Origin of the sequence: Variovorax paradoxus, assembly GCF_009755665.1 — a bacterium.
Classification (GTDB): domain Bacteria; phylum Pseudomonadota; class Gammaproteobacteria; order Burkholderiales; family Burkholderiaceae_C; genus Variovorax; species Variovorax paradoxus_G.
In genome coordinates, this window is sequence record NZ_CP046622.1 from 875,559 (window position 1) to 896,036 (window position 20,478).

At 65.7% G+C, this 20,478-nt stretch carries 19 protein-coding genes, 1 other RNA gene and 3 pseudogenes; 6 read left to right on the forward strand and 17 right to left on the reverse strand.

The window, feature by feature from the left end:
* Positions 1-51 precede the first annotated feature (51 nt).
* A complete protein-coding gene (cysK, locus tag GOQ09_RS04010) occupies positions 52-972 on the reverse strand; it encodes a cysteine synthase A (RefSeq protein WP_157611994.1) in 921 nt (306 codons plus the stop codon).
* Positions 973-1,074: 102 nt separating this feature from the next.
* Between cysK and rnpB the strand changes: the two genes are divergently transcribed.
* Positions 1,075-1,422: RNase P RNA component class A (gene rnpB, locus GOQ09_RS04015), an RNA gene on the forward strand.
* A gap of 52 nt (positions 1,423-1,474) precedes the next feature.
* Here rnpB and GOQ09_RS04020 read toward each other — a convergent pair.
* The 3 genes from GOQ09_RS04020 to GOQ09_RS04030 all read right to left on the reverse strand — a co-directional run bounded on the left by GOQ09_RS04020 (position 1,475) and on the right by GOQ09_RS04030 (position 4,476).
* Positions 1,475-2,023, reverse strand: coding sequence for a hypothetical protein (locus GOQ09_RS04020; RefSeq protein WP_157611995.1), 549 nt, complete (start codon positions 2,021-2,023; stop codon positions 1,475-1,477).
* Between the two features lie 81 nt (positions 2,024-2,104).
* A complete protein-coding gene (locus GOQ09_RS04025; RefSeq protein WP_157611996.1) occupies positions 2,105-2,815 on the reverse strand; it encodes an RNA pseudouridine synthase in 711 nt (236 codons plus the stop codon).
* Complete coding sequence (locus GOQ09_RS04030) at positions 2,812-4,476, reverse strand: MBL fold metallo-hydrolase (protein WP_157611997.1); 1,665 nt, start codon at positions 4,474-4,476, stop codon at positions 2,812-2,814. The genes GOQ09_RS04025 and GOQ09_RS04030 overlap by 4 nt, the downstream gene beginning before the upstream one ends.
* Before the next feature lie 119 nt (positions 4,477-4,595).
* Here GOQ09_RS04030 and GOQ09_RS04035 point away from each other — a divergent pair, with 119 nt between their 5' ends.
* Entirely contained in the window at positions 4,596-5,606 is a 1,011-nt protein-coding gene (locus GOQ09_RS04035) for a Bug family tripartite tricarboxylate transporter substrate binding protein (protein ID WP_207309924.1), read from the forward strand.
* 30 nt (positions 5,607-5,636) lie between these two features.
* On the opposite strand, the gene GOQ09_RS04040 is transcribed toward GOQ09_RS04035, so the two are convergent.
* From GOQ09_RS04040 to GOQ09_RS04060, 5 genes are read right to left on the reverse strand one after another with little or no spacing between them, the layout of a single operon-like run.
* The gene (locus tag GOQ09_RS04040; protein WP_157611998.1) at positions 5,637-5,861 is read right to left on the reverse strand and encodes a formate dehydrogenase subunit delta; all 225 of its coding nucleotides are present in this window, start codon (positions 5,859-5,861) and stop codon (positions 5,637-5,639) included.
* 11 nt (positions 5,862-5,872) lie between these two features.
* Positions 5,873-6,709, reverse strand: a complete 837-nt coding sequence (gene fdhD / locus GOQ09_RS04045; RefSeq protein ID WP_157611999.1) for a formate dehydrogenase accessory sulfurtransferase FdhD — start codon at positions 6,707-6,709, stop codon at positions 5,873-5,875.
* Positions 6,706-9,588, reverse strand: coding sequence for a formate dehydrogenase subunit alpha (gene fdhF, locus GOQ09_RS04050; protein WP_157612000.1), 2,883 nt, complete (start codon positions 9,586-9,588; stop codon positions 6,706-6,708). The genes fdhD and fdhF overlap by 4 nt, the downstream gene beginning before the upstream one ends.
* A gap of 17 nt (positions 9,589-9,605) precedes the next feature.
* Positions 9,606-11,162, reverse strand: a complete 1,557-nt coding sequence (locus GOQ09_RS04055; RefSeq protein WP_157612001.1) for a formate dehydrogenase beta subunit — start codon at positions 11,160-11,162, stop codon at positions 9,606-9,608.
* Positions 11,159-11,641 carry a formate dehydrogenase subunit gamma gene (locus GOQ09_RS04060; protein ID WP_157612002.1) on the reverse strand — a complete coding sequence of 161 codons (483 nt, stop codon included), beginning with the start codon at positions 11,639-11,641 and terminating at the stop codon, positions 11,159-11,161. Before GOQ09_RS04060 ends, GOQ09_RS04055 begins: the two co-directional genes overlap by 4 nt.
* A 123-nt stretch (positions 11,642-11,764) precedes the next feature.
* On the opposite strand from GOQ09_RS04060, the gene GOQ09_RS04065 reads away from it, so the two are divergent.
* Complete coding sequence (locus GOQ09_RS04065) at positions 11,765-12,892, forward strand: substrate-binding domain-containing protein (RefSeq protein WP_157612003.1); 1,128 nt, start codon at positions 11,765-11,767, stop codon at positions 12,890-12,892.
* Here GOQ09_RS04065 and GOQ09_RS04070 read toward each other — a convergent pair.
* From GOQ09_RS04070 to GOQ09_RS04090, 5 genes and pseudogenes are all read right to left on the reverse strand, one after another.
* The gene (locus tag GOQ09_RS04070) at positions 12,838-13,377 is read right to left on the reverse strand and encodes a nucleotidyltransferase family protein (protein ID WP_157616574.1); all 540 of its coding nucleotides are present in this window, start codon (positions 13,375-13,377) and stop codon (positions 12,838-12,840) included. The two genes, GOQ09_RS04065 and GOQ09_RS04070, sit on opposite strands and share 55 nt — an antisense overlap.
* A 123-nt stretch (positions 13,378-13,500) precedes the next feature.
* Positions 13,501-13,800 (reverse strand): annotated as a pseudogene (locus GOQ09_RS04075) (GNAT family N-acetyltransferase); the annotation flags it as partial.
* A gap of 9 nt (positions 13,801-13,809) precedes the next feature.
* Positions 13,810-14,310: a DinB family protein gene (locus GOQ09_RS04080; RefSeq protein ID WP_242630984.1), complete on the reverse strand. Its 501-nt coding sequence runs from the start codon at positions 14,308-14,310 to the stop codon at positions 13,810-13,812.
* Between the two features lie 710 nt (positions 14,311-15,020).
* Positions 15,021-15,800, reverse strand: a pseudogene (locus tag GOQ09_RS26265) (AadA family aminoglycoside 3''-O-nucleotidyltransferase); the annotation flags it as partial.
* Positions 15,800-16,270, reverse strand: a complete 471-nt coding sequence (locus GOQ09_RS04090) for a GNAT family N-acetyltransferase (protein WP_157616576.1) — start codon at positions 16,268-16,270, stop codon at positions 15,800-15,802. The gene GOQ09_RS04090 and the pseudogene GOQ09_RS26265, both read right to left, overlap by 1 nt.
* A 128-nt stretch (positions 16,271-16,398) precedes the next feature.
* On the opposite strand from GOQ09_RS04090, the gene GOQ09_RS04095 reads away from it, so the two are divergent.
* Positions 16,399-16,971, forward strand: coding sequence for a histidine phosphatase family protein (locus tag GOQ09_RS04095; protein ID WP_157612005.1), 573 nt, complete (start codon positions 16,399-16,401; stop codon positions 16,969-16,971).
* A gap of 8 nt (positions 16,972-16,979) precedes the next feature.
* Here the strand turns inward: GOQ09_RS04095 and GOQ09_RS04100 are convergent, their stop codons facing one another.
* From GOQ09_RS04100 to GOQ09_RS04110, 3 genes and pseudogenes are all read right to left on the reverse strand, one after another.
* A complete protein-coding gene (locus GOQ09_RS04100; protein ID WP_242630985.1) occupies positions 16,980-17,747 on the reverse strand; it encodes an alpha/beta fold hydrolase in 768 nt (255 codons plus the stop codon).
* Positions 17,748-17,758: 11 nt separating this feature from the next.
* Positions 17,759-18,112 carry a hypothetical protein gene (locus tag GOQ09_RS04105; protein ID WP_157612006.1) on the reverse strand — a complete coding sequence of 118 codons (354 nt, stop codon included), beginning with the start codon at positions 18,110-18,112 and terminating at the stop codon, positions 17,759-17,761.
* A gap of 167 nt (positions 18,113-18,279) precedes the next feature.
* A pseudogene (locus tag GOQ09_RS04110) lies at positions 18,280-19,170 on the reverse strand (DMT family transporter); the annotation flags it as partial.
* Between the two features lie 160 nt (positions 19,171-19,330).
* On the opposite strand from GOQ09_RS04110, the gene GOQ09_RS04115 reads away from it, so the two are divergent.
* Together GOQ09_RS04115 and GOQ09_RS04120 are read left to right on the forward strand one after the other, a co-directional pair.
* Positions 19,331-19,615: a hypothetical protein gene (locus GOQ09_RS04115; protein WP_157612007.1), complete on the forward strand. Its 285-nt coding sequence runs from the start codon at positions 19,331-19,333 to the stop codon at positions 19,613-19,615.
* Between the two features lie 54 nt (positions 19,616-19,669).
* On the forward strand, positions 19,670-20,413 hold the full coding sequence (locus GOQ09_RS04120) for a hypothetical protein (RefSeq protein WP_157612008.1): 744 nt from the start codon (positions 19,670-19,672) through the stop codon (positions 20,411-20,413).
* The last annotated feature ends 65 nt before the right edge of the window (positions 20,414-20,478 follow it).

Here is a 20,478-nt window from a genome sequence, read left to right on the forward strand (position 1 = left end):
AAGCAGACCGCGGATTTTACGCGCCGCAGGCGCTATGAAAGAGATAGCTGGTCAGGCTGGCAAAAAGCCCTCGACCGAGAGGTAGCGCTCGCCGGTGTCGTAGTTGAAGCCCAGCACCACTGCATCGGGCGCCAGGGAGGGCAGCTTCTGCCCAATGGCCGCGAGCGTGGCGCCGGAAGAAATGCCGACCAGAATGCCTTCCTCTACCGCGCAGCGGCGCGCCATTTCGCGGGCCGGCTCGGCGTCGACCTGCAGCACGCCGTCGAGCAATGATGTGTCGAGGTTCTTTGGAATGAAGCCCGCGCCGATGCCCTGGATCGGGTGCGGTGAAGGCGCGCCGCCGGAGATGACCGGCGAGGCCACCGGCTCCACCGCGAACACCTGCAGCCTGGGCCACTTCTTCTTGAGAGTCCTTGCCACGCCGGTGATGTGGCCGCCGGTGCCAACGCCGGTGATCAGCACGTCGATGCCGTCCGGAAAGTCGGCCGCAATTTCCTCGGCCGTGGTGCGCACGTGCACATCGACATTGGCGGGGTTGTTGAACTGCTGCGGCATCCACGCGCCCGGGGTGCCGGCCACGATTTCCTCGGCACGGGCAATGGAGGCCTTCATGCCGCCGGCGCGCGGCGTCAGGTCGAAGGTGGCGCCGTAGGCCAGCATCAGGCGGCGGCGCTCCATCGACATGCTGTCGGGCATGACCAGAATGAGCTTGTAGCCCTTGACGGCCGCAACCATCGCCAGGCCGATGCCGGTGTTGCCCGAGGTGGGCTCCACGATGGTGCCGCCGGGCTTCAGCGCGCCGGATTTCTCGGCGTCTTCCACCATCGACAGCGCAATGCGGTCCTTGATGGAGCCGCCCGGGTTGGCGCGCTCGGACTTGATCCACACCTGCTGCTTCGCATTGCCGAACAGGCGGTTGATGCGGATGTGCGGCGTGTTGCCGATGGTCTGGAGGATGTTCTGGGCCTTCATTGGATCTCCTTGGGCTTTATGGGGCAGGGCAGGTCAATCGAAGCGCCATTGTGAAACGGGCCGCCAGCGGATGCGAGGGGATCAGGCGATAATTCCCTTCGTGAAGCACGCCAGACCGCCGCTGGTGCAAGCCCGAAAGGGGCGACGCCGCAAGGCGCCGCGTCGAAAGACCGCACTGGAGGAACGTCCGGACTGCACAGGACAGCGCAGGAGTTAACGACTCTCCACCGTGAGGTGAGGATCAGAGCAACAGAGACGAGCCGATTAAGTTCGGGTGAAACGGGCAATCTCTGCGCGCAGCAACACCAAGTAGGCCAGTATCGAGGTGGTTCCGCTGAGCTGGCGGGTAGGTGGCATCGAGCCGTTTGGCGACAAACGGCCCAGAGTAATGGCGGTCACGTTGGGGGCAACCCCAACGCACAGAATCCGGCTTATCGGCGGGCTTCACACTTTTTCTTTCCCGGGGCAGCGAGCCATTGCGCAGCTGCCGCGGAGCGTACGCTCAGCGCGTAAACAGCCAGCCGCCCTTGGGCTGGCGCATCAGCTCGTGGCGCCTGACGGAGCGCTCTTCGCCGTCGTCTCCCACGTACACCACGTCGAAGCGCAGCAGCTTGGGCGACACCATCTTCCAGTTCTGGATGCGCTTGACGGTGACGCAGGCTGTCTTGTCGTGGTAGTGCATTTCGGCCATGGGCCCACCCTGGAAGCCCGTGCCCTCGAACAGCCGCCCCGGCGCCGCAAAGGGGTTGAGCACGGCGCCGTTGCGGGCGGTGATGCAGCCTTCGGTCCGCACGAAAGATTCGATGGTCGGCGCCGCGCTTCGCACGATCTTGGCCACGGCCGGCGTCGGCGGCTTGGCGACGATCGCCTCGCGGATGCGCTCCACCTGCTCTTCGGTGATGGGCGCGAGCCCGCTGGATGAAACGACAGGTGGGGGTGCCTGTGGCGCGGGCGGCGCCTGGTTGGGCAGCAATGGCGCAAGATAACTGCAGCCCGCCAGCGCAAGAGGCGCTGTGCAGGCAAATGCGGCGGTCTTGATTCCGAACTTCATTTTTTCTCCTGTCCCTGTACCTGTCCCTGTACCTGTTTTTTGTCCCTCGACAGCTTCTTTCTTGTTGTTGTCGTTGCCGTGTCAGAAGCGTTCGTGCGGCGAAAGATAGCGCCACTGCCCGGGCTGCAGCCCCGACAGCGGCACGCGGCCGATGCGGATGCGCCGCATTGCAAGAATGCGCAGCCCGGCCTGGTCGCACAGGTGCGCAATTTGCCCGGGCCGCGCGCCCTTGAGCGCAAAGCGCAGGCCCGTCTGCTCGTCGGCCTGGCGGCCGATGCTCACGCGCGCGGGCGAGCGCTCGAAGCGCACCAACTGCTCGGGGCTGACCGTGCCCGCCACGTCGACCATGACCTCGTGTTCGATCACGCCCGCGTCTTCATGCAGCTTGCGTTCGATGCGCCAATCCTGCGTGTACACGACGAGTCCGCTGGCGCCGGTTTCCAGGGGCGTCATGCAGTTCTGGCCCTTGGCGTGCGCCGGCAGAAAGCGCATGCCCGCGCGCTCGGGCTCGTGATGGTTGGCGGCCACCAGCAGCCGGTGCGCGGTTTCGGTCGGCATGCCGGCCGGCTTGTGCAGCAGCAGCGTGACCGGCAGCACCGGCTCGGGCTTGGCGCCGGCTTCGATCTCGACCTTCTGGTGGTCTTGCACGCGCGACTGCGGCAGCAGTGCCGGCACGCCGTCGACCCGCACCGCGCCGTTTTCGATGAGCAGCTCGGCCTCGCGGCGCGAACAGCCGGCGATGGCGGCCACGCGCTTGGCCAGGCGAATGCCTTCTTCGCTGGCGCCGGTCATTGGGCGGAAGCCAGTTGCCGGATGCGCGCCACGTGCGCGGCCAGCGAGCGGGCCGCCACGGGCCACATGCGCTCGGGCACGTCGTCGTAGGCAAGCGGCAGCCAGTCTTCAGGCGTGCCTTGGGGGAGTTTCTTCATGGCGGATGCAATCTTGGCTTCGCGCTTCAGGCGATGCGCTTTCAGTTGGGCGATGGCGGCACGTGCGCTGCCGATGACGTAGCCGTGCGCCGGCAGGATGAAGTCGATGCCGCCCACTTCGCAGGCCGCGTCGAGTTTGTCCAGCGACTCGAGGTACGCGTTCATGTCGCCGTCGGGCGGGTCGACGACGGTGGTGCTTCCGTTCAGGATGTGGTCGCCGGAGAACAGCAGGCCGTCTTCCTCCAGCACCAGGCACACATGATTGGCGGCATGGCCGGGCGTGTGAATGGCGCGCAGCGTGTGGGTGAATTTTTGGCCTTCGGCGTCGGTGCCCGAAAGCACCAGGCGCTCGCCGTCGAGCAGTTCGCGCTCGGCGGTAAAGCGCGCGGACGAACGCGCCGTGGGTGCAGAAGAAAGCCCGAGGATCGGCGGCCTTGCCTTTTCGCACAGCGCCTGCAGCGGCGCCGCGCCGGGCGAATGGTCGGCATGCGAATGCGTGCACACGATCATGCGGATGTCGCCTTGCGTGGCACGCCAGAGCCGGCCGATGTGCGCGGCATCGTTGGGCCCCGGGTCGATCACCAGGTAGCCCGTGGCCGCATCGCCCACGATGTAGCTGTTGGTGCCGGGCCCGGTCATGGCGCCTGAGTTGGGTGCGGTCAGGCGTTGCACGTTCTTGAGCAGCGGCACCGCGTGCTCGCTCTGCCAGTCGAGCGTGTGCAGCAATTGGCCGTCGGGGCACACCAGCGCGAGCTCGCCGTAGGGCGATTCGCCTTCCATGTAGCGAGCATCCTGCCCACCGAGCAGCCCGGCGCGCGGGCAACTGGTCCACAGCGGCTTTTCGCCGGCGCAGGCTTGCAGCACCGCATCGACCTTGGCATAGGCCGCCAGCCGCTGCAGCGTGCGCACCGTCGGAAAGATCATGAAGAAGCTGCCCGCCGCATGGCGCGCCAACGCGTCGGCCGGCCGCACCCAGCAGGGCTCGAACTGCTCGCTTTCGTCGGCCGTGGGCGTCTGGCCCTCCGGCATGCGCGCCACAAGAAAGGGCACGTCGAAGCGCTTGGGCAAGTCCCGGTCGGTGATCCAGTGCGCGAGGGTGAACACCTGGTCGGACGCGAGCAGCAGCCCGCGCTGCTCGCACTGCTCCACAAAGGAAACGGGCGACGTGGTGCTGCGGTCCATGGACGCGATGTCTTCCGCGCTTACCGGCCGGCCGTCGGCATGGCGCGCAAGCAGCACGCCCAGTTCTTCGAAGCCTTCGCGAATGGCCGCGATGGCTTGCGTGAGTTGAAGTCCGCTCTGCGTTGGGCGGTGGGTGGAAATGCGCTTGGCGGCTTCGTCGGCCGCGTCGATCTGGCCGCCGGGAAACACATAGGCGCCTGGCGCGAAGCTTGCTCTGTCGGAGCGGCGCGTCATCAGCACTTCGATGCCCGCTTCGGAATCGCGCAGCAGCAGCACGGTGGCTGCCGCGCGCACAGGCACCGGCTCGCGTGCGGGGTGGAGTTGTTGGGTGGGGCGGACCATGCGGCGATTATGGAGAGGTGGCGCGATGCGGGCGCGCCCCGCATAAGCTCATACCGGATCGGGCATGAACCGCGCGCCACAATCCCGGGCTGCACCGCCCGCATCGAGGAAAGACAGTCATGACTCATTCTCCCTTTTCACGTTCCTTCCGGCCCGGCCTGCTGCTGGCCGGCGCCGCGCTGTGCGTGGCCGCGTCGTCCGCCGCCTTTGCGCAAGCCGACTGGCCGCAGCAGCCCGTCACCCTGATCATGGGCTTTCCGGCCGGCTCCGGCGTGGACGTGGTGGCCCGCGCCATCCAGGAGCCGCTTGCCAGGCAGCTCGGCAAGCCCGTGATCATCGACTACAAGTCGGGCGCGGCCGGCAACATTGCAAGCGAATACGTGGCCCATGCCAAGCCCGACGGCTACACGCTCTCCTTTGGTACCGCCGCCACGCACGGCAGCAACGCCGCGCTCTACAAGAAGCTGCCGTTCGACGTGGAGGCAGACTTCGTGCCCGTGGCGCCGGTGCTCGATGTTTCGAACGTGCTCACCATCAACCCCGAGGTGATCAACGCAAAGACATTGAAGGAGTTCGTCGATCTCGTCAAGGCCAACCCCGGCAAGTACAACTATGCGTCTACAGGCAACGGCGCCGGCACGCACATGGCGTTTGCCGAATTCAATTCGCGCCTTGGCCTGAGCATGGTGCACGTGCCCTACAAGGGCGGGCCCGAGGCCATCACCTCGGTGGTGCGCGGCGAAACCTGCTGCATCATGAACCAGGTGCAGACGGTGCTGCCGCACTACAAGGCGGGCAAGGTGCGCCTCCTGGGCGTGACCACGGCCAACCCGGTGGCGGCCGTCAAGGAGGTGCCCACCATCGCCTCGAGCGGATTGCCGGGTACGAAGGATTTCGACAGCTCGATCTGGTTCGGCATCTTCGCGCCCAAGGGCACCGACCCGCAGATCGTCAACAAGCTCAATGCCGCCGTGAAAACGGTGCTCGAACAGCCCGAGATTCGCGAGCGCTTCGAAAGCCAGGGCAACACCGTGCGTATCGAATCGCCCGCGCAGTTCAAGAAGACGGTGCACGACAACCGCGTGAAGTGGGCCGAGGTGGCCAAGGCCGCGAACATCAGCATCGATTGAGGCTTTTGAAGAGCCGGGCGTGCTGCGGCGCTATTCGAGCAACGCCCGGTGAACGCGAATCGCCTCGGCCGACACCGGGTTCAACGCCCCGCTTCCATCCGCATCCAGGTGCGCGAGCAGCTCCCTGCGCATGCGCGGCTCCCAGAAGCGCTTGAGGTGCAGCGCCAAGTCCTGCAGGGCTTCGCCGCGGTCGGGCATGGCTTCGAAGAAGCTGCCCATCTGGTTCACCATGCGAATCAGCTGGTCTACATGCATTGCTGAAAACCTCAGGCGGTTGCGGGTTGGCCGTTCAGCCGCCCCGGGTGGGTGTAGATGACGAGGTCGTCGCCGCGCACGAAGCCCGCCAGCGTCAGTCCTGTTTCTTGCGCGACGGCCGTGGCCATCGAGGTCGAGGCCGACACCGCGGCCAGCAGCGGCACCCCGGCCGCAACGGTCTTTTGCACCATCTCGAAACTCGCGCGGCTTGTCACGGCGATGAAGCCGGTGGAAGCGGCCACCGTGCTCTTGGCAAGCGCACCCACCAGCTTGTCGAGCGCGTTGTGCCGGCCAACGTCTTCGCGCACCAGCAGGGCCTCGCCTTCTGCCGTGCACCAGGCCGCCGCGTGCACCGCGCCCGTCACCTTCTGCAGCACCTGCAGCGACGCAAGCTCCCGCATGCCGCGGGCCACAGCGCTCTTCGCGAGCGAGGGGCCCGGCGGCAAAGCCGGCAGCGCGCGCGCGACATGCGCGAGGCTTTCGGTGCCGCACAGTCCGCAGCCCGTGCGGCCGGCCATCGAGCGGCGCCGATCCTTCAGCCGCGCGAAGGCCGCGCTTGCGACTTCGAGCTTCAGGGTAATGCCCTCGGGCCCGTACTCTTCCTCGATGCCGTAGAGCTCGCCGCGCGCCAGCAAGATGCCCTCGCTGAGCGCAAAGCCCAGCGCAAAGTCGGCCAGGTCGGTGGGTGTTGCAAGCATCACGGCGTGCGCAATGCCGTTGAACTCCAGCGCAACCGGTATCTCCACGGCCACCCAGTCGCGGTTGTCGAAAGCCTGCCGTGCGCGCACGCCGCGCACGGGCAGCAACTCGGCGCCTCCGGGCCGCAGCGGTATGTCGGCCAGGTTCATTTGGCCACCGCTGTTTCTGCCGCTTCGCCGAGCCGCTTGTTCAGCAGTTCTTCTTGCAGCGCATTGAAGCGGCTGTACTCCTGCTGCCATTCGGAAGGCTGCATCACCGGCATCACCTGCACCGCGGTCACCTTGAATTCGGGGCAGTTGGTGGCCCAGTCGGAGTTGTCGGTGGTGATCACGTTGGCCCCCGATTCCGGAAAGTGGAAGGTGGTGTACACCACGCCCGGCTGCACACGCTCCGTGATGGTGGCCCGCAGCACGGTTTCGCCGGCCCGGCTCCGGATGCCGACCCAGTCGCCCTCGGCAATGCCGCGGTCCTCCGCGTCGGCCGGATGGATCTCCAGCCGGTCTTCGCTGTGCCACTGGTTGTTCTCGGTGCGGCGGGTCTGCGCGCCCACGTTGTACTGCGAGAGGATGCGCCCGGTGGTCAATATCAGCGGGTACATGCGCGTGACCTTCTCATCGGTGGCCACGTACTGCGTGATGATGAACTTGCCCTTGCCGCGCACGAATTGGTCGATGTGCATGGTCGGCGTGCCTTCGGGTGCGGCCTCGTTGCACGGCCACTGCACGCTGCCCAGCTTTGCCAGCTTGGCGTAGCTCACGCCCGTGAAGGTGGGCGTGAGCGCGGCGATCTCGTTCATGATTTCTTCGGCGCTCGAATAGTTCATGGGGTAGCCCAGCGCGTTGGAGAGCAGCTGCGTCACCTCCCAGTCGGCATAGCCCGCCTTCGGCGGCATGACCTTGGTGACGCGCGAGATGCGCCGCTCGGCGTTGGTGAAGGTGCCGTCTTTTTCCAGGAACGACGCACCAGGCAAGAACACGTGGGCGTACTTGGCGGTTTCGTTCAGGAACAGGTCCTGCACCACGATGCATTCCATCGCCATCATGGCTTCGGCCACGTGCTGGGTGTTCGGGTCCGACTGCACCACGTCTTCACCTTCGCAGTACAAGCCCTTGAAGCTACCGGTAATGGCGGCATCGAACATGTTGGGAATGCGCAGGCCCGGCTCGGGCCGCAGCTCCACGCCCCAGGCCGATTCGAAGCTGCCGCGCGCGGTGCTGTCGGACACATGGCGGTAGCCCGGCAGCTCATGCGGAAACGAGCCCATGTCGCACGAGCCCTGCACGTTGTTCTGGCCGCGCAGCGGATTCACCCCCACGCCCTCGCGGCCCACGTTGCCCGTGGCCATGGCCAGGTTGGCAATGCCCATCACCATGGTCGAGCCCTGGCTGTGCTCCGTCACACCCAGGCCGTAGTAGATGGCGGCGTTGCGCTTGCCGTCGTGGCCTTGGGCAAACAGCCGTGCCGCGGCGCGCAGGTCGGCGGCCGGCACGCCGGTCACTTCTTCCATGGCCTCGGGCGAGTTGGCCGGGCGCGCGACAAATTCGCGCCATTCGTTGAACGACTTGGGCTCGCAGCGCTCGGCCACGAAGGCCTCGTCGACCAGGCCTTCGGTCACGATCACGTGCGCCATGGCGCTGATGACCGCCACGTTGGTGCCGGGCTTGAGCTTCAGGTGATAGTCGGCCTTGACGTGCGGCGACCTCACCAGGTCGATGGTGCGCGGATCGACCACGATCAGCCGCGCGCCGGCACGCAGGCGCTTCTTCATGCGCGATGCGAACACCGGGTGGCCGTCTGACGGATTGGCGCCGATCACCATGATCACGTCCGACTTTTCCACCGACTTGAAGGTCTGCGTGCCGGCCGATTCACCCATGGTCTGCTTCAGCCCGTAGCCCGTGGGCGAATGGCACACGCGCGCGCAGGTGTCGACGTTGTTGTTGCCGAAGGCCGCGCGCACCAGCTTTTGGACCAGGTAGCCTTCCTCGTTGGTGCAGCGCGACGACACGAGCCCGCCGATGGAATCGGTGCCGTACTTGGCCTGGATGCGGCGGAACTCGCTCGCGGCGTAGTTGACGGCTTCATCCCAGCTCACCTCCTGCCATGGGTCGGTGATCTTGCTGCGGATCATGGGCTTGAGCACCCGGTCCTTGTGGGTGGCGTAGCCCCAGGCAAAGCGGCCTTTCACGCAGGAGTGGCCTTCGTTGGCCTTGCCGTCTTTCCACGGCACCATGCGCACCACTTCGTTGCCCTTCATCTCGGCCTTGAAGCCGCAGCCCACGCCGCAGTAGGCGCAGGTGGTAATGGCGCTGTGCTCGGCCTGGCCCAGCCAGATAACCGATTTTTCTTGCAGCGTGGCCGTGGGGCAGGCCTGCACGCAGGCGCCGCAGCTCACGCATTCGGAATCCATGAAGGGCTCGTCCTGGCCCGGCGATACGCGCGACTCGAAGCCGCGCCCGCTGATGGTGAGCGCAAAGGTGCCCTGCGTTTCTTCGCAAGCGCGCACGCAGCGGTTGCACACGATGCACTTGGACGGGTCGTACGTGAAATACGGATTGGATTCGTCCTTGGCGCTCTTCAGGTGATTGGCGCCGTCGTAGCCGTAGCGCACGTTGCGCAGCCCGGTCACGCCGGCCATGTCCTGCAGTTCGCAGTCGCCGTTGGCGGCGCAGGTAAGGCAGTCGAGCGGATGGTCGGAGATATACAGCTCCATCACGCCCTTGCGCAGCTCCTGCAGCCTGGGGCTTTGCGTGCGCACCTTCATGCCGGCCTCTGCCGGCGTGGTGCACGACGCCGGATAGCCCTTGCGCCCGTCGATCTCCACCAGGCACAGCCGGCAAGAGCCGAAGGGCTCCAGGCTGTCGGTGGCGCACAGCTTGGGCACCTGCACGCCCGCGTCCACCGCGGCGCGCATCAGCGAGGTGCCCTTGGCCACCGTCACCTGCATGCCGTCGATTTCGAGCGTGACTTCTTCGGTGGACTCGCGCTTGGGCGTGCCGTAGTCGATATCTTGCGATGGGTTCAGCATGGAGTGGCTCCTGTCAACTAGGCTGCAGCGCGGTCGGGGGCTTCGATGCCGAAGTCCTCCGGGTAGTGATTGATGGCCGACAGCACGGGGTAGGGCGTCATGCCGCCCATGGCGCAAAGCGAGCCGTGCAGCATGGTGTCGCACAGGTCGCGCAGCAAAATGACCTGCTGCGGCCGGTTCTGGTTGCTGGTGATCTTGTCGATGACTTCCACGCCGCGCGTGGAGCCGATGCGGCAGGGCGTGCACTTGCCGCACGACTCGATCGCGCAGAACTCCATGGCATAGCGGGCCAGCTGCGACATGTCGGCCGTGTCGTCGTGCACCACGATGCCGCCGTGGCCCACTACCGCGCCCACGGCGGCATAGGCCTCGTAGTCGAGCGGCAGGTCCCATTGCGATTCGGGCACATAGGCGCCCAGCGGCCCGCCCACCTGCACCGCCTTGATCGGCCGGCCGCTCGCACTCCCGCCGCCAAAATCGTACAGAAGCTCGCGCAGCGTGAGGCCGAACGCCTTTTCGACCAGGCCCCCGTGCCGGATGTTTCCGGCCAGCTGAAACGGCAGCGTGCCGCGCGAGCGGCCCACGCCGTAGTGCTTGTAGAAGTCGGCCCCGCGCGCCAGGATGAGGGGAACCGACGCCAGCGTGATCACGTTGTTGATCACCGTGGGCTGGCCGAACAGCCCCTGCAGCGCCGGCAGCGGCGGCTTGGCGCGCACGATGCCGCGGCGGCCTTCCAGGCTTTCGAGCAACGCGGTTTCTTCGCCGCACACATAGGCGCCCGCAGCCTTGCGCACAATCAGGCGGAAGCTGCGGCCCGAACCCAGGATGTCATCGCCCAGGAAACCCGCCTGCTCCGCATTGCCGATGGCCTCGTTCAGCGTGGCAATGGCATGCGGGTATTCCGATCGCACGTAGATGTAGCCCTCGGTTGCGCCCGTCGCAATGCCCGCAATGGCCATGCCCTCGACCAGCATGAGCGGATCGCCTTCCATCGTCATGCGGTCCGAGAAGGTGCCCGAGTCGCCTTCGTCCGCGTTGCAGACGATGTATTCTTGGCGCGCCTGCGCGGCCAGCACCGTCTTCCACTTGATGCCGGCCGGAAAGGCGGCGCCGCCGCGGCCGCGCAATCCGGAGTCGAGCACCTGCTGCACGATATCCGCCGGCGCCAAGGCCAGCGCCCGGCGCAGCCCCGCAAAGCCTTCGTGCGCCTCGTAATCGGCCACCGACACCGGATCGGTCACGCCCATGCGCGCAAAGGTCAGGCGCTCCTGCTTCTTCAGATAGGCAATCTCTTCCGTGAGGCCCAGGTTCAGCGCATGCGCGCCGCCGCCAAGAAAATCTGCGTCGAACAGGCCGGGAACGTCGGCGCGCACGACCGGGCCATAGGCGACGCGGCCTTGCGGTGTTTGCACTTCGACCAGCGTTTCCAGCCAGAAGAGGCCGCGCGAGCCGTTGCGCACGATGCGTACCGGCAGGTTGCGTGCAAGCGCTTCGGCTGCAATCTGCCGGGCCACCCGGTCGGCGCCCACCGCCAGTGCGGCGGAGTCGCGGGGAACATACACGGTGGTGGTCATGAGGCTTGCCGCGCTTCCTCGACGATCTCGTCGAACAGCGCCGGCGTGATGCGCGCATGCACTTCATCGTTGATTGCAATGGACGGCGACGAGGCGCACAGGCCCAGGCAGAACACCGGTTCCAGCGAGTACTGGCCGTCGGCCGAGGTGCCATGCACGCCGCAGCCCAGCCGTTGCTCGGCATGCTGCAGCAGTGCGTCCGCACCCATGGCCTTGCAGGCCTCGGCCCGGCAGACCTGCACCAGCAGCCGGCCCGCCGGCGCAGAGCGAAAGTGGTGGTAGTAGCTGACCACGCCATGCACCTCGGCGCGCGACAGGTTGAACTGCTCGGCCACGAGCGGCACCGCATCGGGCGGCACGTAGCCCTGTGCGTCTTGTATGCCGTGCAGCGCGGGCAGCAGCCCGCCCGGCACGTCCTTGTGCGCGGCGGCGATGGACGCCGCGATGCCCGGGCCTGCCGTATCTGTTGTCTCTGTCATATGCTTTTCATCTCCTAATTTCGGAGTTGCCATACTCGTGGTTGCGCGAGTGTATGGAGCAGAACCAAGTGCCACAATATGAAGCGGTCAGCCCAATAAATATGCTTTTAAAAGCCTAAATCCATGCATGAAGTGCACATCAAGCCGCAATGGACCATTCGCCAGCCGGATGGCGCAGCCCTCGCGCCGCGGGTGATCGAGCTGCTGGTGAAGGTGCTGGAGCACGGCAGCCTGTCCAGTGCCTGCACGGAGGCCGGCGTGTCCTACCGCCACGCATGGGAGCTCATCCGCCAGGGCGAAGCCATGTTTGGCCAGCCGCTCGTAGCCATGCAGCGGGGCAAGGGCTCCAGCCTCACGCCGCTGGGCGAAAAGCTGGTGTGGGCAGACCGCCGCATTACCGCGCGCCTTTCGCCGTTGCTCGATTCGCTGGCATCCGAACTGGGCGCGGAGATAGAAAAGCTGATTCCCACCGCGCCCAACTTGCTGCGCATTCACGCCAGCCACGGTTTTGCCATCGAGGCATTGCACGGCTTCCTGGCCGCGGCGCAGGTGCCGGGCGATCTGCGCTACTGCGGCAGCGAAGAGGCCGTGGCCTCGCTGCATCACGGCAGCTGCGACGTGGCGGGCTTTCACGTGCCGCTCGGCGCATTCGAGGCCGAAGCCGTAACCCACTACGGCGCCTGGCTCAACGCCGACACGCAGAAGGTCATCGGCATGGCAACGCGCCACCAGGGCCTGATGGTGGCGCCCGGCAATCCGAAAAAGATCTACACGCTGGCCGACCTCGCGCGCCCCGATGTCCGCTTTATCAACCGGCAGGCGGGTTCAGGCACGCGCTACCTGTTCGATCTTCAGTTGCGCGAGCAGGGCATTGCGCCCGAATCGATCAAGGGCTACGAGCAATGCGAGTTCACGCACGCAGCCGTGGCCGCCTTCGTGGCCAGCGGCATGGCCGACGCGGGCTACGGCGTGGAAACGCCCGCGCGGCAGTTCAAGCTGGACTTCATCTCCAACCAGGTGGAGCGCTACTTTCTCTTGTGCGACGAACGCTCGCTCGCGGCGCCCATCGTGCAGCGGATGCTCGACATTCTGCGCAGCGATGCCTACCAGCAGGCGGTGAACCGGCTGCCGGGCTACCAGGCGGTGAACTGCGGGCGTGTGCTGTCGCTCTCCGAAGCGTTCAGTTCATTGGGCAATCAAGCCGCGTCAATCGAAAGCCGGGGCCACCGCTCGGCAAACCGCTTGGCCTGAACGCGCTCGCGGTAGGTCGCAGCGCTTGCCCTCTGCGGGTTGTGCCGGACGCGCAGCCCGAAAAGATCATCAAGCCCGTGCGGAGCAACGACGCCCAGTGTTCCGTCGCTGTTGAGGTACACGCCAACGCACGTGGCGAACTCCGGCCAAGTCGCAACGCCTTCTTCCAGCGAGGCGAGCGGCGCAACAACCTGGCCGAGGGCGTCGGCGAACCAGCGATGGACGCCGGCCTGATTCGTTACTTCCCAGCAGAGGGTTGGCATGGCCGAGCGAAGCTGCTTTTCGAGATGGGCATCGTGCTCGGGACCGGCATTCGCATCGAAGTAGACAACGTCCATGTCTTCGACGGGCGAACGGTGGTCGAAACCATGCAGGGTGTCCCACACCAACGAGCGGATGGCGCCGGCACCGATGCACCAGGACTGGAGTTGAAGCGAGCGAACCGCACGCAGCGCGGCCATCAGCGGGTCTGACGCGGCCACCATCGTGGTGAGCCTGCGTTCGAGCTTCGTTGGCCATTGGCCCCGCGGCCGCTCCATCGCAACCGACGAAATTTGGAAGCCCAGCTTGGCGAAGAACTCGGCGGCCCCGGGTCTGCCCGCCCGCAGCACCCATGTGATGTCTGTCTCCGAACCTACGATGTGCTGCACGAGCGCCTGTCCGATGCCTCTTCGGCGGAACGGCTCGGCGACCACAACCATGGACAGGTAGCCATTGGACAGGCCGTCGCCGATGGCGCGCGCAAAGCCGACAACCTGGTCATCTGCCACCGCGATCACCGACGCATGCGATGCCGAGATCAGCTGGCCGAGGTACTCGGCACCAGAGATCCGGTGGGCCCATCCGTTAGCCGAAAGGAGCCGATAAACCGCCTCGACGTCGGAAGCAGCAACGCTGCGAATCTGCATGTCTACTCCTCAAAGAACAAGCGGAACATCCCTCAAGAACACCGGCAAGTCCATCGTCGGGGGACGAAGCGATGCCTGGTAAAGCATCTGCGCCACATATCCGCGGTGGTAGGTCTTGTGATTCACCACGTGGAGCAGCATGTCGCCGCGGGTCATCGCCCCGGGGCCGCCGTCGACGAACTCGAAGTGCACGACTTCATCGTGCGCCGTGCCGGAGATCCGGTCGGCATAGTCGATGTACCAGCCGTCGATGAGCGTCTGTGCATTGCAAAGCTCCCCAAGGCTTGGCATCACCTCTGTGTTGCGCGAAGTGAAGCCATGGCGTTCTCCTTCGAGGTGAGCCTTCCAGATGAGGTCGACCACATAGGCGTGATTGAGCGTCTTGATCATGTCGCCCAATGCGGATGCAGCTTCCTCGCTTTTGGGCAACTCGGCCAGCGCGCCGAAGAGGCGTGAGTTTGCCCAGGCCGTGTAGCGGGTGAGCATGCGGATGTTGCGGGTGTCGGTCACAGGGCCTTCATGAATTGTTTATTTCCCTTTTTGCATCGACTCGTCTAAAGGGATGGAGCACACCTCCAGTGAACAGGCAAAAATGCTGAGATTCATCGACCCCGCCCCGCCCGTTGGGCAAGCCTGAGCACCTGCTGATCGAACCACCCGACGAACTTGTGGCACGCTTCTCGAACGGCCTCCAGCGGCGCCTCTAGAGAAATGTATTGCTCTGAGCGAAGGGGTTGGTGCAACACCTTTACGGTTCTTCCATCCGGACAAAAGATGAATGACTTTCCGCTGTTGTCAAACATCTCACCCCAGTTGATGAGAAAACTGAACTTGCCGTACAGCCGCTCATCCTCGCTCAATTGCGGCAACGTACGGTCGTCGAAGAGCTCCGCGCCGCGGCGGCAGCCGTACAAGAGCCTGTCCAAGTAATCGAACAATTCCACGTCAGCCATGCCGTCGAACTCCCGGTTCCATAAAGCCGGCAAGTTGATCGCGAGCTGCTCGAATTCATCACGCGGCAGCCCGCAGCGTGGATTTGCGTAGTCTCCAATGGAGAACCCGCTGGCCCAAACGCGCATTCGACCCCATGCTGCGGAGGGCACTACCAAGTCGGGCTCCACCATCGCTTCGATGGCGAAATGATCTTTGCGGCCAAATAGCATAGTGCGTGAGCCACGGGAAGAAATTTCGGTCTTTTGCTCGAACCAACGGGCCGCGCAGACGCGCTCGACCATTGCCCTGGCGTATCTCACAAACGCAGCCACTTCCATCGCACGATGGGCCAAGTCGTCTTCTGCACAGCCCAAGTAAGCCGCATACGCTGTCGCCAACACAGGCCGATGCTCGTCGGGCAAGCGCTCAAGAACCCACTCCGCGGCGGCGTTCTTGGAAGTGATCTCACCGGTGGCCGCGCTGAACCATATGCGCGCGAGTGCAAGCACTACGTTGCGCTCGTCGCCTTGCCAATCGGGCTCGTCGTTCCACTGCGCAACAGTGTCCAGAAGGGCCTGCGAGAAGTCGGCTTCAGGCACAGGGTCGAACAATTCCACGGCAGGTGCACCGGCCACGCATACGCTGTGCTGTCTCACCTTTGTGAGCAATATCGCAAGGTCATGGTCCGGCACGGCGGGCGAGATGATTCCGGCTTGCAACTCCTCGCGAAGCCATTCGCCGAACTGCAGTTCGCGAAGCGGCGGGTATCGCCACGGCACGACTTCGCTCTGAACGACAAGCGTCACTTCGAGGGGGCGCCATGGCCCGTCGACTCCCGGTGCGGCCGAGACGGACAGCAGGTCCATCATCAGCGACCGCCTGACCGGGTCTGTGAGCGCATTGTTCACGGTAACCATCAGATCGATGTCGCTGAGCGGCTTGAGCCCACCATCGACGGCTGAACCAAACAGGTGGATGGCTTGGAGGTTGTCGGCCAAGTGACGCTCGAGCACGGCTCGCGCTTGCGACAGCTGCGGGGTGATTTCAGCGGGCAGTGACGCAGTCATCAAATCGGCTCTTCTCTTTCATACAGCATAAGCAGCGCAGGTCCATCAGGCGTCATGACTTCGCCAACGTCCTTGAAGCCAACCTTTCTGTAGCACCGTATGGCACGTGCGTTGTCGGGCGAGGGGTCTGTCTGCACTTTCGAAACCGCTGGGTCCTGAAAGAGCCGCTCGACGAAAGCCTCGATCATTGCGGTGCCGAGGCCCTGGTTCAATCGCGCGGCGTCTGCCAGAAACTGGTCGATGCCTCTCGCGCCGGCATCGGTTTCGTCTTCCCACCAGCCGTCTCCGGAGTCTTGCACCACATAGATCTGGATGAACCCGATCGGCTCATCATCAAGGCTGGCGATGAACGCCCTGGTCGAAGACCTGCCGTCGAGCGTGGGCAGGTACTCGTCCTTTATCTCTTCCAGCGTGCTGGGCTCGCTCCACCATTCGGCGACGTGGGGCCGCCGAACCCATTCGTGGAACATCGGAAAGTCGCGCTCTTCCAGTGGCCTGAATGAAAGTGTCTTGGACACGAGCGGGTACTCCTTTTCAAGCTGAGGGCGGGTCTTTACTATAGGGCTCGATTTGGCGTCGACCCGTACCAGGAGTTCACATGAACCGCGCTGCCGTATGCATGCTGCTGGCCAGTGCCCTTGTGCTGGGTTGCGCGCCAGGCTCGGGCCAGACCGATACTGGGTGGGGCGCGCTGCGCAACGGCGACGTCGTTCTGTTCCGGCATGCCGAGGCACCGGGAATCGGAGACCCGCCCGGCATGCGCCTGGACGACTGCAGCACGCAGCGCAACCTCGACGACACGGGCCGCAAGCAAGCGCGCCGCATCGGCGAGCGGTTTCGAGAACGCGGCATTGCGGTGTCCACCGTGCTTACGTCCGAATGGTGCCGTGCGCGCGATACCGCTACCTTGGCCTTCCCCGCCATCAAGCCTCGTGTCGACAGTGCATTCAATTCGCTGTTCTCCGATCGATCGCGCGAGCCGGAGCAGAGCGCGCGTGCACGGGCGCTGCTCTTGGCCTGGCGCGGCCCGGGCGTGCTCGTGGTAACCACTCACCAGGCCAACATCAGTGCGCTGACGGGCGTCGCGCTGGCGTCCGGTGAAGGCGTGGTCATGCGATCGCGCCAGGGCGCCTTGGCAGTGGTGGGCACGCTACCCACCGACGGGCAATGACGCCTGGGTCAGGTGAACGAAGCGACCCAGTCCCAAACCGCTTCGGGCGCCTCGATCATCACGTTGTGGGCGTGCGGTCCAAGGTCGCGGGCATCGGGGTCCAGCGCGCGGGTCTGCTCCATCGTCCCCAACGCATCGTCGCGCCCCCGGCCAAGGTGAACGGGGCAGCGGGCCAGCGCCATCAGTTCAGACAGCGGCGGCTTGCCGACCGCGTTGGCCCGTGGGTCCATCGCCAGGCGCCATCCGTCGGCGTCGCGCTCCACGCCTCTTGCAGCGGCAGCCGCCGATGCATCGGCAATTCCCGCAAGGCCTGAAACCTTCAGGTATCGCTCCTGCGCTTCTTCTTCCGTGGAAAACTTCTTGGCGGGTTGCAATGCCAGCGTTTCCATGCGGCGCAGTTCATCGTCGCTCCATGCAGCCTTGATGCCGGCCCCAAAGACCCGGTGCGGTGCCACACCGAACCAGCCCGTGGCCAGCGCGAGGGCGATCACTCCGCCCAGCGAATGCCCCAGCACCACCAGCCGCCCCGCGGGGTCGACGTGCGGCAGCGCGGCGCGCGCAACGGTTGCTGCGCATTGGCCAACGGCATAAGAGTCTTGCCGGCCAGATCGGCCATGGCCGGGCAAGTCCAGGGCGAGCCAGCGGCCGGCCCAGCGGGCGCTGGCCGTGTCGCACATGGGCGACCACACGGCCCCGGTTGCGCCCATGCCATGCAGCATGAGAAGCAGGTCGGGGCCTTCGCCGCCTTGGTCCGCGTACATGTTTGCTGTTTGCATCGCATCGTTCCTCAGGCGCGGCGCACTTCCATCACGCCATGCTCGCCGGCCTGCTCGTAGACCGAAGGCAAGCGCGCGGCCAGGTGCAAAAGAATACGCGGCGCCTGCCTCTTGACGGACCACCGCACCAGGATGCCGGCCACCACCAACGGCCCGCCGATCCACGGATGCCCGGCCAGAGCCGCGGCAATGCCCGGGCCGATGAGGGCGAGTGCCAACGCCGTCGCATGCATGCGGTGGGACACGAAGGGCACCGCCAGCGCGGGGTTGACGATGACCCGGAACCGCCCTTGCGGCAGCCCCTCGCGGAATTCCTCGAAAGGAATGTGTTCGGCGGTCTCCTGCGTGTCGTTATGGTGGCTCATGGGCGCATTCTGGCGCCAAATGGCTGTGGGTCGGCTACTGCTGATTCGATGTGCCGGATGCGGCTTTTCATCGGCGCTCCCCCTTTGGAGAGATCAAAGACCTGCATCTCTTCCCAGCGGCCGATCGGGCCGGAGCCGAGGTCTACGCCTGGAGCCTGGTCAGGCGCGGTCCGCCGCGCGGGCACCGTCATCGCGACCACGCCCGCCACGATGCACGCGAGCCCGGCCCATGCGGTGGGCGAGAGCGCCTCGCCGAGGAACACCACGCCGATCATCACGCCGATGGGCACGCGCAGGTAGGCCTGCGCGGCGGTCGACATCGGCCCGAGCGTCTTGATGAGCCGGAAGTAGATCGTGAAGGCAAGGGCCGTGGAGAGCACCGCGAGAGCCAGCACCGCCAACATCGAGCCGGCCGAAGGCGCCAGTGTCCACGGCCGGTCGATCGCGAGGCTCGCGGGCAGCAGCATCGCCGCGCCGCAAAGCAGCGAACCCGCGGCCGGCACCATCGGATCGAGTCCCTTGAACACGCGGCCGAACATGGCGGCGCAGCCATAGCAGACGGCCGCCGCCACCAGCCCGATTTGCGCAAAGAGCGAATGCCCGAGGCCGTGCAGCGCCTCGACGCCGACGATCAGGCAGATGCCCGCGAGGCCCGCGCACACGCCCAAGAGGCGGTGCAGCGTCGGCTTCTCGGCGCCGCCCATGCCCAGGCCCAGGAGGAAGATGAAGATCGGCGACGTCGAGTTGAGGATGGCGGCGAGCCCGGCATCCACGCTGCGCTCGGCCCACGCGATGAGCGTGAACGGCAGCACGCTGTTCAAGCAGGCTTGCAGCGCGAAGCGGCGCCACATTGCGGGCTCCCGCGGCAGCCGCACGCCGCGCATGCGCAGCAGCGCGAGCAGCAGCAGGCCCGCAATCAGCGTGCGCGCCGCGATCAGCGTGACGGGCGGCAGCGTCTGCACGCCGATCTTGATGAAGGTGTACGAGGCGCCCCAGCAGGTGGCGAGCACGGCGAGCAGCATCCATTCGAAAGCGATGCGGGGTGGGGTCGTTGGCATGGTGCGCCGATCATCGAGAGTCTGCGGGACGGACACTTCGGCCTGCAACGAAACGTGCGCGCCCTCGGCCTACGCAAAAGTCCGCTGTCGGCTGTAGAACGCCGGGCCGGCGCCAGGAGAGTCTTCGCCGCAGACTCAAACTTCGAATGAAAGGCTTTGCATGCGCGCCAACGACAAATCGCTGTCCGGACCCGTTGCCGATGAACTGACGCCACTGGAAATTTCCCAGGCCGTTCTTGAGGGCGAAGAAAACCCGAACACGGCGCGGCCGCTCACGCCGCTCGAACGGGCCGCCACGGGCATCGGAACGGGAAGCGGACAACGCTCGTCGCTCGGCCGCATGCTGTGCAGCCCCGCGGTGGCTTGGGGCGCCGCGGCCGTGGCGGGCCTGGGCCTTCTCGCCGCGCTGGCCTATGCAAAGCGGGAGTCCACGTTCAGGCCTTGACGCCGCCCGCGGCGAAGGCGGGCACGCGGAACCTGCCTCACTACACTGCTGCGGATGAGCCTTCCCACTCCACCGCATCGCGTGCGAGAAGACCACCTCGTTTCCCACTTCCTGAGCGGCGACGCCATGCGCAGCCGCAGCGTGAGCGATGTGGTGTTGTCAGGTAGGGTCGATGTGCCCGCGCCCCCCGCACGCCTCATTGCAGATTGGGAGCGCGAGGTTTCCTCGCGCCTGACGCTGGAGCCCGGCGATGTCGAGCCCTTGCCGCTGGCGCGCGCGCGTGCGCGCTGGCCCGACTACGCACGCTGCGTGCAGGCCGCGGCGGAGTGGACGCGCGCACTCGGCCTGGGCGACATGCTTGCGTCGAGCGACGTGGCCCTCATGGCTTGCCGCGGTGCGAGGTACCACCACGATGCTGCGCAATACGGCGGTGCGGCCTTCTGCAATCTCTTCGTGAGCGAAGACAAGGGGCTGGACGTGCACTTTGCTGCCACGGGCCATCGCGTTCCGCTTGCGCGCGGCACGGTCCTGGCCTTCGACACTGGCCAGCCTCATGCGGTGGTTCCGCGCGGCGGCAGTGGTTTCGATGCGGCCAGCTTCGGCCCGGAGCAAGACTGCACCCTGGTGTTCCTTACCTGGGAGCTGCCCATTGAAGATGCCCGCGTGGCGCGCGCACTCGGCGTTGCGTTCGACGTCGATTCTTCAACCGCATCGCAACTGCATGAAGAGCAGGTGAGGGTGAACGGCAAGCGAGCAACCGTGTGCCCCGAATCCGGCCGATGGGCGCCGTTCGACTGAGAAACATCGGCAATGCATTACCAATGCATTACTGATTCACCACCAATGCCTACCAAGGTTCGCAT

Bases quoted from the DNA above. Each gene is read 5' to 3' on its own strand.
- cysK (WP_157611994.1), bottom strand. From the start codon at position 972: ATGAAGGCCCAGAACATCCTCCAGACCATCGGCAACACGCCGCACATC.
- GOQ09_RS04020 (WP_157611995.1), bottom strand. From the start codon at position 2,023: ATGAAGTTCGGAATCAAGACCGCCGCATTTGCCTGCACAGCGCCTCTT.
- GOQ09_RS04025 (WP_157611996.1), bottom strand. From the start codon at position 2,815: ATGACCGGCGCCAGCGAAGAAGGCATTCGCCTGGCCAAGCGCGTGGCC.
- GOQ09_RS04030 (WP_157611997.1), bottom strand. From the start codon at position 4,476: ATGGTCCGCCCCACCCAACAACTCCACCCCGCACGCGAGCCGGTGCCT.
- GOQ09_RS04035 (WP_207309924.1), top strand. From the start codon at position 4,596: ATGACTCATTCTCCCTTTTCACGTTCCTTCCGGCCCGGCCTGCTGCTG.
- GOQ09_RS04040 (WP_157611998.1), bottom strand. From the start codon at position 5,861: ATGCATGTAGACCAGCTGATTCGCATGGTGAACCAGATGGGCAGCTTC.
- fdhD (WP_157611999.1), bottom strand. From the start codon at position 6,709: ATGAACCTGGCCGACATACCGCTGCGGCCCGGAGGCGCCGAGTTGCTG.
- fdhF (WP_157612000.1), bottom strand. From the start codon at position 9,588: ATGCTGAACCCATCGCAAGATATCGACTACGGCACGCCCAAGCGCGAG.
- GOQ09_RS04055 (WP_157612001.1), bottom strand. From the start codon at position 11,162: ATGACCACCACCGTGTATGTTCCCCGCGACTCCGCCGCACTGGCGGTG.
- GOQ09_RS04060 (WP_157612002.1), bottom strand. From the start codon at position 11,641: ATGACAGAGACAACAGATACGGCAGGCCCGGGCATCGCGGCGTCCATC.
- GOQ09_RS04065 (WP_157612003.1), top strand. From the start codon at position 11,765: ATGCATGAAGTGCACATCAAGCCGCAATGGACCATTCGCCAGCCGGAT.
- GOQ09_RS04070 (WP_157616574.1), bottom strand. From the start codon at position 13,377: ATGGTGGCCGCGTCAGACCCGCTGATGGCCGCGCTGCGTGCGGTTCGC.
- GOQ09_RS04090 (WP_157616576.1), bottom strand. From the start codon at position 16,270: ATGTTCCACGAATGGGTTCGGCGGCCCCACGTCGCCGAATGGTGGAGC.
- GOQ09_RS04095 (WP_157612005.1), top strand. From the start codon at position 16,399: ATGAACCGCGCTGCCGTATGCATGCTGCTGGCCAGTGCCCTTGTGCTG.
- GOQ09_RS04100 (WP_242630985.1), bottom strand. From the start codon at position 17,747: ATGCAAACAGCAAACATGTACGCGGACCAAGGCGGCGAAGGCCCCGAC.
- GOQ09_RS04105 (WP_157612006.1), bottom strand. From the start codon at position 18,112: ATGAGCCACCATAACGACACGCAGGAGACCGCCGAACACATTCCTTTC.
- GOQ09_RS04115 (WP_157612007.1), top strand. From the start codon at position 19,331: ATGCGCGCCAACGACAAATCGCTGTCCGGACCCGTTGCCGATGAACTG.
- GOQ09_RS04120 (WP_157612008.1), top strand. From the start codon at position 19,670: ATGAGCCTTCCCACTCCACCGCATCGCGTGCGAGAAGACCACCTCGTT.